The following is a 13515-nucleotide window of genomic DNA, read 5'->3' on the forward strand; positions in this document are numbered from 1 at the left end:
GCATCAGCGCTACGGCAGTCCAACGGCTGGGCAGTCGGCCTGGGCTCGTGCAGTGCTGCTGCCTACGTACACGGCGAGAACGGCGTGGCCCTCAACTGTGCCTCAAGGAGTCGGATGACACCGGACACGGCACGGTTGCGGCACGCCGGGTTCCCGGCCCGTCTGCGCTTGCCCCGTATGGCTGGGGCCCAGCCGGCTGTGGTCCAGTTACCAGCGGCCGGGCGGCTGTTATCTGCCATCTGGCGAAGGCTGGGGTGGTGTGGCAGGAGGCTGAGCCGACGCAGGCCGCATGGTGGCTTCGGCCGGGTTGCGCCAGGCCTGGATCAGGTGGCCCAGGCGGCGGGCCGGTGTCTCGCTGGGGATGAACAGGACGACCGCGACCAAGGCAAGGGCGCCGGCCGTGAGTGCTCCGGTCGCCCAGGCGGACAAGCCGCCGCGCGCCATGGCGATTGCGAAAGCGGCCGCCGCGCCCAGCACACCGCCGATGCGGGCCGTAGCGCTCACCATCGTCGTTCCCTGCAGGCCGGGCGACGCAGCGTCAGAGACAGGCTGGGTGCGCCGAGCAGGACTCGGAAGGTGAAACGGATGCGAGTGCGGCGGGTGGGGAGAGTGGTGAGTTCGGCGTGCCATTCCTCCTGCCATCGTGCTCGCTGCGGGGCGGGAAGCAGCAGGGTGAGCAGGGTCAGCAGGCGTGAGGTGACAGCGGACGCGGAGGTCGTAGGGCGCAGCACGGCGGCGGAGAGATCGTGCAGTTCACGGCTCACCTCGCTCAGACCTGCTGCCCGGGCCAGGGGCGCCAGTACATCGATGGTTTCGCGCGCTTTGCGGTACTGCTTGGCCGGGGCCAGAAATGCGATGGTGCGCATGTTGTGCAGCCGGTCGGCAAGGCGGATCGCCAGCACGGCCTCCTCACGCGTCGGCTGGACTGCAGGCCTCGCCCGGTCGAAGGTGAGGCTCCCCAGTGGGATCGCGCTGAGTTCGGCGGTGCGGACGGCCCAGATCAGATCGGCTACGTCCTGCCCGAAGCGTTCGGCCACGCGGCCGGGCGGGCAGGGTGTGTCGACGATGTCGTGCAGCAGGGCCGCGCAGATCACGGACGGCGGCATGCCGACATCAGCGACGATGGCGGCGACGGCCAGGCAGTGGGTGAGCAACGGGTCTCCGCTGCGGCGGGTCTGGCCCGCGTGCCAGACGGCGGCCTCGTCGTGGGCGTGCCGGATGGGCGAGGTGTCGGCGTCGGGGTGGTGCGTACGCGCAACGACCAAGAGGCTGCCCAGGGTCGGGGCGGCGGGACGGTGCCTACTCAGCCGGGTCGCTAACCGGCGCCGCGCAGCAGTCATGACACTCCCCCGTCGCTGACCGGACGGGCAGCCCACCCCGGCAGGGGCTGCTTGCGGGAACGGTAGGCGTGCGCGAGGGCGTCACGGGCCTGCTCGGCGCCGTCCTTGGTGAACTGGTAGAAGCGGCGGCGTGGACGGCCGGCTTCCTCGTGTACGGCGGGGTCTTCCCAGGTACTGTCCACCCAGCCGACTTGTTCCAGGCGGGCAAGGATCGGATAGATCGTGCCCGACGGCAGTCCCGCCACTTCGCACAGCTCGAGGCCGTAGCGCTGTTTGGCGGGGTCTTCCAGCAAAGCCCGCAGGACCAGTTGGGTCTGCAGGGTCATACGCAGACTACCCATACTCGTACTCTACATAGCCTATATAAGGCCTGTCTAGAGCTAGTGATGATCTCGGAGGCGTCGGGGTGCTCGTCGGGGTCGTCGATGCCTTCCTCACCGGTTACTTCGACGAGGTAGCCGTAGTCGGTGAACTCACCGGTGATCCTCGCGTCTGTGGTCGGCGGGCGCGGACCGGCACGCAGGTTCGCAGACCCGGCCGCGCGCTACTCCCCCGTGCCCCCCGCCCCCACCGGGGAACCAACCTGCGAGGTCCCCGTGGGCGCGCGCCCGGGCACACCGGTGGTCAGCGAACCGAAAGTCTTTGATGACGCCCCGGGCATCGACTACGCCTGGCTCCACGAGGACCTCCACCGGCTGCACCTCACTGATAGCGCCCCGTGGGCAACGCGCGCCTCTCTGCCATAACTCCTGCCGGCCGGGCGCAGAGACCCGACTTGCTAAAGAACACTGGTTGCAGGGCACGCAGAAGCTGGGTGTTACCCCCCTCGCGCGTTCACGACCGGGTGGTGAGGCCATCAGAACTGGCCGCAAAGACGTCGGTTCGTAGGGAGACCGCGAGCACACTCTGGCGTCGCCGGTAAGCCACCACCTTGGCTGCCGCGCCTACTTCGGCCGGGGCAGACCACGTTGGAATAGCACATTTCGCGGACACCGCCTGCCAATGGCGGTTTGATGAGCCCATGCAGGAGTGGGGGAGATACGCGCGCGTCGCGCACACGGCCGTCTACGGCACGGCGGCCACCTGTCTGGCGGCGGTCGCCATCTTCAAGGGTCTAGTGCCCGCAGATCGGCCCGGCACGTGACGGGGATGATCGCCAGGGCCATGAGCCTGGCTGTCTCATTGTGGGTGCTCGCCAGTTCCGGACGCCTCTCATTCAAGGCGCGTCACAGCGCCCTGGCATCAGGCGCACACACGATCCTCGTCATCGGCCGGCGCAGAAGGACAGTGGCACCTTCAGCAACGTCGCCCCGTCGTACGCCCGCAAGTGCCGGCATGCGCACCTGGAGAACGGACAGCGCTGCTGCCCCGGGAGACACCAGTGAGGTCATCACCACGATTGGCAGCCACAGGTGACCCCTATGCGGGGCCGCCGGGACCGCGGCAGACAGGAGGATGGTGATGGCATATCTCCAGCGCCGGGCGGCCGGGTACAGGCGAGCAAGGAGTCAGTAGCCGCAGGCGGAGACATCGACGCCGTCATCAACGGCGACCACAACACCGTTACCCATGTCTACGTCATCCCTTTCACGCAGCCAGGCACAGGCACGAAGCAGGAAGCTCCCACCGCCCGTCTCATCAGCGAGTGCCACCCACTCGACCTTGAGGTACATCACGCGATCCGTGTCGCCGCAGGGAGCAATGAGTTACCCGCCTATGTGCCGCGCGAGCACGACGTCCATCTCCGACGCGTCGTGGACGCTGCGAGGGGAGGCAGAAGCCAACTGTGTGTGCTGGTGGGCGAATCCTCCACCGGCAAGACCCGTGCGTGCTGGGAAGCCGTCCAACCACTGGCCACCGAGGGCTGGCGGCTGTGGCACCCATTCGACCCCACCCGAGCCGAGGCAGCCCTTGCCGGCCTGGCCGCAGTAGGGCCAAAGACCGTGGTCTGGCTGAACGAAGCGCAGCACTACCTGGCCCCTCCCCAGGTCGGAGACCGTATTGCCGCGGCCCTGCGGACCCTGCTGACCGACACCGAGCGTGCTCCGATTCTGGTGGTGGGCACTCTGTGGCCCGAGCACTGGGACCAGCTGACCTCCCTGCCAGCCAAGTCGGAGCACGATCCGCACGCTCAGAGTCGGCCTTTGCTGACGGGCCGGCAAGTCCACGTGCCGGGTGCCTTCGCCCAACACGATCTCGTCGCTCTGCGCAGTGCTGCCGCGACCGACGAGCGCCTCGCCCAGGCACTGGCTGGAGCGGCTGACGGCCGCATCACCCAATTCCTGGCCGGTGTTCCAGCCCTGTTGGACCGGCACAGGCATGCCGGCCCAGGAGCCCGGGCGATCCTCGACGCCGCCATGGACGCGCGTCGCCTGGGCTGCGGACCTGATCTCCCGGCAACGTTCCTTGAGGAGGCGGCCACCGGCTACCTGTCCCCGTCGGTCTTCCACTCTCTGGACGACGGCTGGTTCGAGGATGCCCTCGCCTACACCGAGCGCCCCGTCCACGGCAACGCAGCACTGCTGCAACGATCACGCCGCACTCCAGGCGGCCGCCGCGACGACCGGCGTTTCCGGCTGGCCGACTACATGGAGCAACACGGCCGCCGGACACGAAGTCTCGTGTGTCCGCCGGCATCCTTCTGGGACGCTGCCCTGCGGCACCTCTCACGACGCACCGATGTCAGCGCTCTGGCGGCAGCAGCCTCAGCCCGGTGGCGGCTGCGCTACGCCAGCCTTCTGGAGGCACGTGCCCGTCAACTGCCCTGGGCCGAGCCCGTCATCGGCCCGGACGTACATGCCCCCGGGTACGACTGGCTTGACGAGGACGCCAACTGGCCAGCCGAACACCTCACCTGCCGGGCACTTACCGACCTCGCCTACACCGCCGCCGAGGCCTTCGACTACGAAGAGGCTGCGACCTTGGCCCTGCAAGCTGCCGAATGCTGCCAGCCGGACGCACTCGCCGAGATCGCGCTGCAGCACGAAGAGGCCGGACGGACCATCGAGGCATCGGACCTGGCCCACCACGCTGCAGCCAACGGAGCCCCCGCCTGCCTGAGCCACCTGGCCATGATGCGAGAAGAGAAAGAACTGTACGACCAGGCGGAGCACTACGCGCGAGAGGCCGCCGAATACGGGCTCACCAGCACACTGGCCGACCTGGCAGAGCGCCGCGAAGCAGCTGGCAACAGAGAGAGCGCCGAAGTCCTCTGGGAAGCCGCCGCCAGGTACGGCCATCCCGAGGCTCTCGCCAACATCGCCCGCTTCCAATACGAAGCCCACGACATCGACGGAGCAGCCCGAACCGCGCGCGAAGCACTCGACCGCGGAGACGCCGCCTCCCCCCACTACCGCTTCGAGCCCCTATGGGCACGGCTATGGCCACACGGCATTGAACCCGACGGCACCCCCACCCTCCCCGACCACCAGGACCACTCCTGGTAAGGGCCGTGTGATGCGGGCAACTCCCATACGCAACCGCATCCTGACTGGTGGTCCCCCCTCTACCGCAACACCGGCACCAAGCCGCCCACCCGGGACCTGTCCGCGGCGGGCGACGCCCCGGACGGTATGTTCGCCGTGTCGCCGGGCCGTGTGACCGTCCCGGCGGGCGGGACCGCCGAAGCCACGGCCACCGCCGAAACCCGGGTCGGCACCAAGAACGCCCCCTTCGGCGCCACGATCACGGCGAAGGCGGCGACCGGTGAGAGCGTCCCTACGAGCGTCCGGCGGCCCCTCAAGGACGGTCCTTCGTGCTCACCAGTCTGCCCCGCAGGCTCACAGCGGCACGGACGGCACCAAGCACGTTCCCGGCCGGGTGTCACACTCCCGGGGCAGCGACACCGGTCTGCGACTTGTCGGGCTCCGGCTCCTGCGGCGGTTCGGTGAGCTGCTCGCGCAGGTAGTTCCAGATCACCGCGATCAGTGCGGTGACCGGCACGGCGAGAAGACTGCCCACGATGCCGGCCAGACTGCCGCCCAACGTCACCGCCAGCAGAATCACCGCCCCGTGCAGGCCGAGCCCACGGCTCTGGATCATGGGCTGGAACACGTTGCCCTCAAGTTGCTGCACCACGAGGATGATCGCCAGCACGATCAGCGCGTCCGTCGGACCGTTCGACACCAACGCGATGAGACATGCGACGAAACCGGCGAACACCGCGCCCACGATCGGCACGAACGCAGAGACGAAGGTCAGCACCGTCAGCGGGAGCACCAGCGGTACGTCCAGGATCCACAGGCCAAGGCCGATGAAGACAGCGTCGAGCAGGCCAACAAGCGCCTGGGACCGCATGAACGCGCCCAAGGTGTCCCAGGCACGCTCGGCCAGGACCGGAACGTCGTGGGCGAGCCGGCCGGGCAACTGGCGGGCGAGCCACGGCAGGAATCGCGGGCCGTCCTTGAGGAAGAAGAACATCAGGAAGACCGCCAGGACGGCCGTGACCAAGCCGCTGAGCGTGGTGGCCACTCCCGTTGCGACGGTATTGACCAAGCTGCCGACGCTGCCCTGGACTCGGGCCGCCGCAGTGTCCAAGGCAGCCGTGATCTGATCGTCGCCGATGTTCAGCGGTGGCCCCGCGGCCCACTCGCGCATCTTCTGGATGCCCTCGACCACGCCGTCGGTCAACTCGCCGGACTGGGATGCCACCGGAACCGCGATCAGCGCCACGATGCCGAGGATGGCCAGGAGAAACAGCAGGGTCACCAGCAACGCTGCGAGCGCCGAAGGCCACCCACGCCGGCGCAGCGCACGGGTCAACGGCCAGGTCAGTGTGGTGAGGAACAGGGCAATGATCACCGGCCACACGACCGACCACATCCGTGCCAGGCCCCACAGAGCCACCGCGACCGTCGCGAACACCAACAACAACTCGACCGATACACGCGCGGACGAGGCAAGCGCGGCGCGGGCTCTCCCGGAACTCAACATGTCAGGCATGCGGTCACACTATTGGTATGTTAGTCACGCTTCGCCATCGCCACCGGTCAGAGACGGCTGGGCTGTTCCCGTCGCCCGGCGCGCAGATCGAGTCCAAGGGGACGGCAGGCTCGTTCGGAGCTGTGGCGTCGGTCAGCTCGGAGGAGAGTCGGAAGCGGGCAGCGTTCGGCATAGGTACCGCATGAACGCGAGGTGCTGGTACGAAGACGTCGGCAATCGTCGCGTCGTGCCGCCCGGTCTCATAGCGCCCCTGCCCGGTTCTCATAGCGCCCCCCCTCGAAACGTACTGTCCCGCCCCGCCATGCACTCAAGATATGAACTGATATGAATGCATCGCGTGCACAACAGGCCCGCGTGTATCACGGGCGGTGTACGTCCCCCGCATCCACGGTGTTCCGCCCCTGCGGCCCGAGCAGCGACCGGAGAGATTCATGAGACGTCTGGATCCCACCGATCCGCCGGCCATCGGCGGCTACCCCTTGTTGGCGAGACTCGGCGCCGGCGGCATGGGGCAGGTGTTCCTCTCCCGTACCGCGTCGGGTCGTCCGCTGGCCCTCAAAACCGTACGCACCGAGTTCGGCCTGGACCCCGGGTTCGAGCAGCGGTTCGCCCGCGAGATCGCCAGTAGTGACCAGGTGCGCTCCCCGTGGACGGTGTCGGTCGTCGATTACAGCCCCGCGGGGCACCGGCCGCAGTGGCTGGCCACGGAGTACATGGCCGCGCCCTCCCTCGCGGACTGGGTGGCGTCGGACGGCCCGCTGCCCGAGTCCGCTGTCCGGGCTCTGGCGGCGGAACTCGCCGAGGGGCTGCGGGCCGTGCACCGGGCGGGGCTCGCGCACCGCGACGTGAAACCGTCCAACGTGCTGCTCGCCCGCCGCCATCCGCTGCTCATCGACTTCGGAATCGCCCGAGCCGTGGACGACACCCGGCACACCCGTACCGGCGGTGTCATCGGCTCCCCCGGTTACATGGCACCTGAGCAGGTCACCGGGGGGATATCGGCCGAGCCCGGCGACATCTTCTCGCTGGGCGCGGTCCTGGTGTATGCCGCCACCGGGACCGGACCCTTCCTGCACCCGGGCGAGGATCCGTCCGCCGCCCAACTCCTCTACCGCATCGCCCACGAGGCGCCCGTGCTGGACGGCGTGCCGCAGCCGCTCGTGCCCTTGCTGACCGCCTGCCTGGAGAAGTCACCGCAGGCCCGTCCCACCGCGGACGCCCTGTTGGAGAGGCTCGAGGTGAGGCCCGGCGTCTGGGCCTCGGTACGGCTGCCGGGCCTGGAGGCGGACATCGCCGCGCGGGAGACCGAACTGGCGGCGCTGCTGGAAAACTCGGCGCCCCTCGCCCCAGAGTCACAACCAGCGCGGAAACCGGCACCGCAGACCGAGTTCGGGCCACCGACCGCGTACGGCTCGCCGATCGCGTACGGCCCTCCCCCCGCCCTCCCGTCGAGTCCCGCTCCCGGCCCAGTGCCCCTCGCCCCGTCGGAGGCCGGTACCGCGCCCGGCCCGCCGTCGGCGCGGGCATGGACGGTCGCCGTGGCCGCGGGCGCGGTGGTCACCGCGGCCGTCGTCACGGCGCTGGTCTGGCCCGACGGCGCTGATGACGCGGCGGGTGGGAACGGTCGTACGACCCCGCCCGCCTCCGCCTCTCCCTCCCCCACCGCTGCCGGGAATGCCCTGCCCTCGTCCTGGGTGGGCACTTGGAAGGGCACAGGCCCCGGCAGCCCCGCCGGCGACGGCATCGTCAACGCGCGCACGACCGAGGTGGCCGTGACCGTCACCCTCCACGCTGCGGACCGGGGCGAGATCGTGGGCAGACAAGTCAGCCACGTGACCGAGGACGGCACAGGCCGGGACCTCGGGTGCACCGAGACGCTGCGTCTGCAGGAGACGCGTGGAACGTCCATGGTCTTCGAGGCGGTCACCAGCGCACCCACGGATCCGTCGGCCGGGGTGCTGTGCGCGCGAGGCAACCTCTACACCCTGGCGAAGACCGGCGCCGACACCCTGACCCTGGGGAACGAGGGCAGTCAGACGACAGGGTCGCCCTCCCGGCTGACCCGCTCCTCCTGACACCTGACCGGCCGCACATCCCATCGGCTGCACATGAGGGCGAACGACTTGGGGGGCGAACACACAGGCCCGACCCCCGTGGACCGGGCTTGGGTTCTAGTGGTTCATCTCAGAACGTTGAACGGCCATGGACACGGCGTTCGGTGAGGTCTGTCCATGTCCGGGGCTGCTCAGTTCGGCAGCCTTGCCGCATAGATCCAGTCGAGGCCGTCGTATCCGGTTTCGTCGAGGTGCTCTGCTCGGGTCAGGCCAGCGCGCACTGCCACGCGTTGCGAGGCGATGTTGGTCGGCCGGACGCGGGCGATCAGTGGGAGGTCGGGAACTTGGCGGGATGCCCAGGTAGTCACCGTCGCTGCGGCCTCGCTCGCGAAGCCCTGGCCCCAGGCCGAGGTGGCGAAGCGATAGAAGAGGTTGAGGACTTTCATGCCGTGCAGTTCCATGGGCTTGATCCCGCAGAATCCCAGTTGCGTGGCGGACCCGTCGCGCCGGACGACCCAGTACCCGTATCCGCACCGCTGCCACTGGTCGTTCCAGCGGCGGTACAGTTCCCTGGCCTCGTCGAGCCGGGTGAGCGCGTCGGAGGGGTTGTGCAGGCAGGTTTCGGGGTCATGGTGAATCGCGAAGATCGCGTCGATGTCGGCCTCAGTCGGCCGCCGCAGCGACAGTCGGGCGGTCTGAAGTTGTTCGTCTGCCGAACTCAGGTCACTCATACGAAGATCGTAGAAGTGCGTCAGGCGGCCCTGGCAGGGTAGTCGGGCCAGGTGCGGACCGGTGAGTCCGGCGCGAAGTTCGTCTTCGGCTTGGTGTGAGCGAGACGGCAGGAGTCGGGGCCTGTCTGGATGCCCGCGCCGTTGAAGGTGAGACGGTCGACGATGGCCATGCGGAGCCGCGGGTCGGTGAAGGCCTTCGGCCAGCCCGAAAAGGACTCGTTGGAAGCGATGGCGACGCTGGGGCGCCTGTACTGCTCGGCCCAGGTGTCTGCGCAAAGCAGGCCGTTCAAGGTGGGCGGGGTGCAGGGCGCCTCCCTCACCAGTGCGAGCAGCCACGTTCGTGTGGCAGGCCTGAACGACACGACGGCACGCCAAGTTATCGCCAGGCCGGGGGACATCGCCCAGTGGTCTTGGAGCATCACCCCGACCCAGCCGGGGTCTATGCGTTCCGCACACCCCTGACCGAGCTCGCGCGGGCCCGCAGGGAAGCCCGGCATGAGCGGACCGGGGGGCGGGACGGGTACCTGTGAACCGTCACATGATCTGCCGGACAGTGCCAGGCGCGGCTCCGTCATCGCCCGCTTGCAGCCGGGCAGGTCTGCTGTGGTCGGTGTCCCGGAACTGGTTCTGCCATTCGGACGGTGACGGTCCTCTGGTGGCACGATCGCACAGAGCCTCGGCGACAGCCTGGCAGGTGGCGGTCTCAGCTACTCGCGGGCGCGGGCCACGAGCAGCGGCTGGAAGAAGCCTGTTTCCTCCGGCATCCGCCATCCTGGGTCCGCAAAGCCCGCGTCGGCCACGAGGCCGGTCAGCCGGTCCCGGCCGAGCGCCCAGGAGGTGGTGCGGCGGACCCGGACGCGCCATTCTCCGTCTGCCGGCAGGAGCTGGAAGTGCTCCAGGTCGTAGTGCTCGCCGTCGTCGTGCCAGTGCCACAGCTGGAAGGTGACGGTCCGTTCTGCGCCATCGGCATGCCGGTGGACTTGCGGAGGCGTCGACGTGGGGCGCTCGCGCAGCAGTTCGTCGTAGGGGCGGGTGCTGAGCAGCAGTAGGCCGGCCGGGCGCAGCACGCGGCGCATCTCGGTCAGGGCGGCGTGTACGTCCTGCTCCGTCAGAAGGTGGGGCAGTGAGTTGTCGGCGCAGACGACTGTGTCGAACTGGCCGTGGGGAAACGGCAGGTGCCGCATGTCGGCGACGGCCGTGGGCAGCGTCAGGTTCCGGCGAGCGGCTTCACGGGCAGCGCGGGCGGCGGCGCGGGGGCTGAGGTCGGTCCCGGTCACGCGGTGCCCGCGCAGCGCCAGGCCGATGGCCTGTGTGCCGATGCCGCACGAGCAGTCGAGTACCTCTGCGCTGTCCTGGCCGATCAGAGCGTCCAGGGCGTCCCCCTGCCGGCTGACGCTCGCCTCCCAGTCCGCGTAGATCAGGTGGTAGTCGTCGGCCAGTTCATCGTAGAAGCGCGCCACCGATGTCTCGAGCATGGCCGGAGGCTACCGTTGGCCGACTCCCCGGCAACACCTCCAGGCACTGGCCCCTGGTCGCCGTGACCGCACCCACTGACACGACGGCACAGTCACTCCTCGGGTTCCTGCTCGACTTCATGGGCGGCAACTCTGCGCAAGCACGGCGCCATGCACCAGGCGTACCGCGACGCACGCATGAAGGATCAGCTCGGCGCGGCCTGGTCCGGGGCGCCGTCGTGCTCTGGGCCTCCGGCTGTTTCGACGCGGCCGTCGGCCAACTCCGCGCCGAGGACTACGAGATGCGTGACGAGGATGTCGCCCGGCTCTCCCTGCTCATGCACTGCGGCATGCACGTGCTCGGGTGGTGCGGCGTCACCGCGTCCGTCCCGCGCGCAGGATGGTGGCCATTGCGCGGGACGGACGCGGTCGTGCTGGGCGGTGTTGCCGACGGTGGCGTGGATGTGTGGTCGTTGTCAGTTGGCTGGTGGTGTCTTCAGCGCCTTCTCGCGTTCGGGGGCGGCGACCTCGCGTACGGCGTCGGCGATGGCCGGGAAGTCCTTCTTGAGGATCGCGCCGTGGTTGCCGGCGACCTTCGCGCTGATCCGGATGTTGGGGTTGCGGGCGGTCACCGCATCGAGGCCGTTGCGGATCCGTTCCTGCTCGTCGCCGCGGCTTCCGAAGGAGGTCCCCGAGGCGACCACGTACCGCACCGGGACAGTGATGTTGTCCAGTACGGGGCCCAGCTCGCGCTCGCGGGAGAGCCTGCCGAGCTCGATGTTGCTGTCGGCCTGCTGTTCCGCGGTCATCCGCGGGGCCAGGCCCGTCGGGCGCAGCAGCGGCATGAACCAGCTCAGGCGCTTGAAGAGTGTGCGGATGCGATGTTCCATGGCCTCGTCCAGCCAGTCGTAGGGGAACGCGCCGTCGACCAGGACCGCGCCCACCGTACGGTCCGGGTTGCGGTTGGCCCAGTGCGCGGCGACGACCGCGCCGTAGGACCAGCCGACCAGCAGGGCCCGGTCCACCTTCCTGGCCGCGAGCACGGCATCGACGTCCCGGACGGCTGCTTCGAAGGTGTAGTCGGCCGAGCGCTTTGATTTGCCGCGGGCGCGTTCGTCGTAGGTGATGTGCCGCCAGTGCGTCCCGAGTTCGGCGGTGACTCGGCGCCAGTAGCCCTGGGTGGCGAACTGGCCGTTGAGGTAGAGCACGGGGATGCCGGGGCCGCCGGTGTCGGTGACGGCCAGGGCCGTGTCGTCGACCGGCACCATGCCGGTCCATTTCGAACTGGTCGAGGAAGTGCTGTTCTTCTTCATGGTTTTTCCCTGGTCGCGTGTGGCGTCTTGTTTGACTTCTGCGTGCTCGGGGCGTGGCTCGCAGGCCCCTTGAGGACGGGCGGCCTGGTCCTGGGCGGCGGCCGGGAGGATCTCGGTCGCCGCCCATGACCCGGCCAGATGGTCCTGGGTGTCGTGCTCTTTCAGAGGCTGCGGGCGGTGATGTCGCCGTGGGAGGTGGTGGCGCGGATGTCGAGTTCGGCCGCGCCGTCGTTCTTGAGGGCGTTGCTGATGCGGCCGTGGTCGGTGCCGGCGTCCAGGGTGGCCGAGACGCCCGCGGCGGCGGAGACCGAGATGTCGCCGGACTGGGTGCGCAGCACGACCGTGCCGCGTGCGGCTTCGGTGATCCGGATGTCGCCCCTGGCGGTGCTGATCTGTGCGGGGCCGCCGAGTCGTCCGACCTCGATGTCGCCGTCGGTCGCGGTGAGGCGCAGGCTCGCAGCCTCGTCGATCTTGATCTGGCGGTAGGCGCCGTCGAAGGTGACGTCGCCGAGGCGTCCGACACTGCGGAGTTCGGCGCTGGCGGCCTTGGCCTCCACATGGGAACCGGCGGGCAGTTGGACGGTGACCTCCACGGACCCGGAGGGGCCGAAGAGCTGGCTGTCGGGGGCCATGGCCGTGATCCGCAGGACGCCGTCGGCGTAGGCGACTTCAGTCTGCTCAGCGGTCTTGATGTCGCGGCCCTTGGCAGGGTTGAAGGGCCGGACCTCGACTGCCGTGTCGGCGCGGTCCGCGGCGATGAACTGGATACGTCCGGCGGGGATGTCCATGACGGCGGAGATGGGGGCGGGGGTGTCGAACTTCTGCATCGCGTTCTCCCGTACTCGTTAGTTGCTTCCGTCTTCGTTTCTGACATCGGAAACGCTACGTTGCTTTCCAGATTCAGACAACACGCTTGTTGTGCAGGATCAGCATTTTTCCAGGTCAAGAGCGGAAAACTGTTGCAACAGCGCTGAGGATAACGCAACGAACGACGCGCCAACGTTGCAATAGATAGGAAGTGAACGCTATGGCGGGGTCAGGGACCGCCACGAAGGACACCCGAGGAGGCCGCGCCGCCGGGAGGCACTCCCCCGGCCCTAACCCCGGCGACAGCACAGACATTGGCCCGCACCCTCCCCAACGCCGAGATCGCAGTTGCCCGTTCGTCGTGCTCGCACAGCATTCGCGGGAGGGTGACAGGCGAGGGGCGCTGTCCCTTCGTCGCGTCCGTGGTGATGATGAGCCGCTTGCCGATGTCGCGCAGGCTCATCTCCTGATCGAGCAGCAGGGCGGCTTCGATGCCACGGCCGCGGCCGCGCCGTTTGTGTTCGTGGACGACCAGGGTGACGCGCACGCCACGGGAGCGGATCTCCCTGGCGAGTCAGACGGCAGCCTTCGGTTCGGGGCGCCCGGTGGCGCGGGTGGAGACCCGCAACGCCCAGGCGAGTTGGGGCACGAGCCGCAAGCGGGTGGTGCGGTACTGGACAGCCCCCGTGGCCTTCCGGGTGCGGCAGGCGGGCCCGCTGGAGTGGCGCACGCGGACAGCGGGCAGGCGTGCACTTCCCCGCGCTCGAAGTCGCCACTTCCGACCCCCGACCGATTCCTGAGGGCGTTCCAGCCGTCCGGCCGTTTACAGCAACTCATGAAACGTGATCGCCGAAGGTGGACACCACCACCCTGGG

At 68.9% G+C, this 13515-nt stretch carries 13 protein-coding genes and 1 pseudogene; 3 read left to right on the forward strand and 11 right to left on the reverse strand.

Features of this window, described 5'->3' with window-relative positions; all coding sequences use genetic code 11:
• Positions 1 to 500 precede the first annotated feature (500 nt).
• The gene (locus ABD932_RS43675) at positions 501 to 1265 is read right to left on the reverse strand and encodes an HD domain-containing protein (RefSeq protein WP_345022128.1); all 765 of its coding nucleotides are present in this window, start codon (positions 1263 to 1265) and stop codon (positions 501 to 503) included.
• 71 nt (positions 1266 to 1336) lie between these two features.
• Positions 1337 to 1681: a PadR family transcriptional regulator gene (locus ABD932_RS43680; RefSeq protein WP_345022130.1), complete on the reverse strand. Its 345-nt coding sequence runs from the start codon at positions 1679 to 1681 to the stop codon at positions 1337 to 1339.
• A gap of 680 nt (positions 1682 to 2361) precedes the next feature.
• Between ABD932_RS43680 and ABD932_RS43685 the strand changes: the two genes are divergently transcribed.
• Positions 2362 to 2484 carry a hypothetical protein gene (locus ABD932_RS43685; RefSeq protein WP_345022132.1) on the forward strand — a complete coding sequence of 41 codons (123 nt, stop codon included), beginning with the start codon at positions 2362 to 2364 and terminating at the stop codon, positions 2482 to 2484.
• Between the two features lie 277 nt (positions 2485 to 2761).
• Entirely contained in the window at positions 2762 to 4786 is a 2025-nt protein-coding gene (locus ABD932_RS43690) for a hypothetical protein (protein WP_345022134.1), read from the forward strand.
• A 376-nt stretch (positions 4787 to 5162) separates the two neighbouring features.
• On the opposite strand, the gene ABD932_RS43695 is transcribed toward ABD932_RS43690, so the two are convergent.
• On the reverse strand, positions 5163 to 6281 hold the full coding sequence (locus ABD932_RS43695; protein WP_345022136.1) for an AI-2E family transporter: 1119 nt from the start codon (positions 6279 to 6281) through the stop codon (positions 5163 to 5165).
• Positions 6282 to 6712: 431 nt separating this feature from the next.
• Here ABD932_RS43695 and ABD932_RS43700 point away from each other — a divergent pair, with 431 nt between their 5' ends.
• Positions 6713 to 8356 carry a serine/threonine-protein kinase gene (locus ABD932_RS43700; RefSeq protein WP_345022138.1) on the forward strand — a complete coding sequence of 548 codons (1644 nt, stop codon included), beginning with the start codon at positions 6713 to 6715 and terminating at the stop codon, positions 8354 to 8356.
• Between the two features lie 170 nt (positions 8357 to 8526).
• Here the strand turns inward: ABD932_RS43700 and ABD932_RS43705 are convergent, their stop codons facing one another.
• The 8 genes and pseudogenes from ABD932_RS43705 to ABD932_RS43740 form a co-directional block, all read right to left on the reverse strand.
• Positions 8527 to 9066, reverse strand: a complete 540-nt coding sequence (locus tag ABD932_RS43705) for a GNAT family N-acetyltransferase (protein ID WP_345022140.1) — start codon at positions 9064 to 9066, stop codon at positions 8527 to 8529.
• Positions 9067 to 9086: 20 nt separating this feature from the next.
• Positions 9087 to 9323 (reverse strand): annotated as a pseudogene (locus ABD932_RS43710) (ATP-binding protein); the annotation flags it as partial.
• 450 nt (positions 9324 to 9773) lie between these two features.
• A complete protein-coding gene (locus ABD932_RS43715) occupies positions 9774 to 10541 on the reverse strand; it encodes a class I SAM-dependent methyltransferase (RefSeq protein WP_345022142.1) in 768 nt (255 codons plus the stop codon).
• 185 nt (positions 10542 to 10726) lie between these two features.
• Positions 10727 to 10864, reverse strand: coding sequence for a hypothetical protein (locus tag ABD932_RS43720; protein ID WP_345022144.1), 138 nt, complete (start codon positions 10862 to 10864; stop codon positions 10727 to 10729).
• A gap of 132 nt (positions 10865 to 10996) precedes the next feature.
• Positions 10997 to 11833 (reverse strand): alpha/beta fold hydrolase, encoded by an 837-nt coding sequence (locus ABD932_RS43725; RefSeq protein ID WP_345022146.1) that lies wholly within the window; start codon positions 11831 to 11833, stop codon positions 10997 to 10999.
• 161 nt (positions 11834 to 11994) lie between these two features.
• Positions 11995 to 12660 carry a DUF4097 family beta strand repeat-containing protein gene (locus tag ABD932_RS43730; RefSeq protein WP_345022148.1) on the reverse strand — a complete coding sequence of 222 codons (666 nt, stop codon included), beginning with the start codon at positions 12658 to 12660 and terminating at the stop codon, positions 11995 to 11997.
• A gap of 209 nt (positions 12661 to 12869) precedes the next feature.
• The gene (locus tag ABD932_RS43735) at positions 12870 to 13187 is read right to left on the reverse strand and encodes a hypothetical protein (protein ID WP_345022150.1); all 318 of its coding nucleotides are present in this window, start codon (positions 13185 to 13187) and stop codon (positions 12870 to 12872) included.
• A 27-nt stretch (positions 13188 to 13214) separates the two neighbouring features.
• On the reverse strand, positions 13215 to 13370 hold the full coding sequence (locus ABD932_RS43740) for a hypothetical protein (protein ID WP_345022152.1): 156 nt from the start codon (positions 13368 to 13370) through the stop codon (positions 13215 to 13217).
• Positions 13371 to 13515: the final 145 nt, after the last annotated feature.

It is taken from the genome of Streptomyces shaanxiensis, assembly GCF_039537145.1.
In the GTDB taxonomy this organism is placed as follows: Bacteria; Actinomycetota; Actinomycetes; order Streptomycetales; family Streptomycetaceae; genus Streptomyces; species Streptomyces shaanxiensis.

Excerpts from the sequence above, each read along its gene's own strand:
- ABD932_RS43680 (WP_345022130.1), bottom strand. The coding sequence starts at position 1,681 with ATGGGTAGTCTGCGTATGACCCTGCAGACCCAACTGGTCCTGCGGGCT.
- ABD932_RS43685 (WP_345022132.1), top strand. The coding sequence starts at position 2,362 with ATGCAGGAGTGGGGGAGATACGCGCGCGTCGCGCACACGGCCGTCTAC.
- ABD932_RS43690 (WP_345022134.1), top strand. The coding sequence starts at position 2,762 with ATGCGGGGCCGCCGGGACCGCGGCAGACAGGAGGATGGTGATGGCATA.
- ABD932_RS43695 (WP_345022136.1), bottom strand. The coding sequence starts at position 6,281 with ATGCCTGACATGTTGAGTTCCGGGAGAGCCCGCGCCGCGCTTGCCTCG.
- ABD932_RS43700 (WP_345022138.1), top strand. The coding sequence starts at position 6,713 with ATGAGACGTCTGGATCCCACCGATCCGCCGGCCATCGGCGGCTACCCC.
- ABD932_RS43705 (WP_345022140.1), bottom strand. The coding sequence starts at position 9,066 with ATGAGTGACCTGAGTTCGGCAGACGAACAACTTCAGACCGCCCGACTG.
- ABD932_RS43715 (WP_345022142.1), bottom strand. The coding sequence starts at position 10,541 with ATGCTCGAGACATCGGTGGCGCGCTTCTACGATGAACTGGCCGACGAC.
- ABD932_RS43725 (WP_345022146.1), bottom strand. The coding sequence starts at position 11,833 with ATGAAGAAGAACAGCACTTCCTCGACCAGTTCGAAATGGACCGGCATG.
- ABD932_RS43730 (WP_345022148.1), bottom strand. The coding sequence starts at position 12,660 with ATGCAGAAGTTCGACACCCCCGCCCCCATCTCCGCCGTCATGGACATC.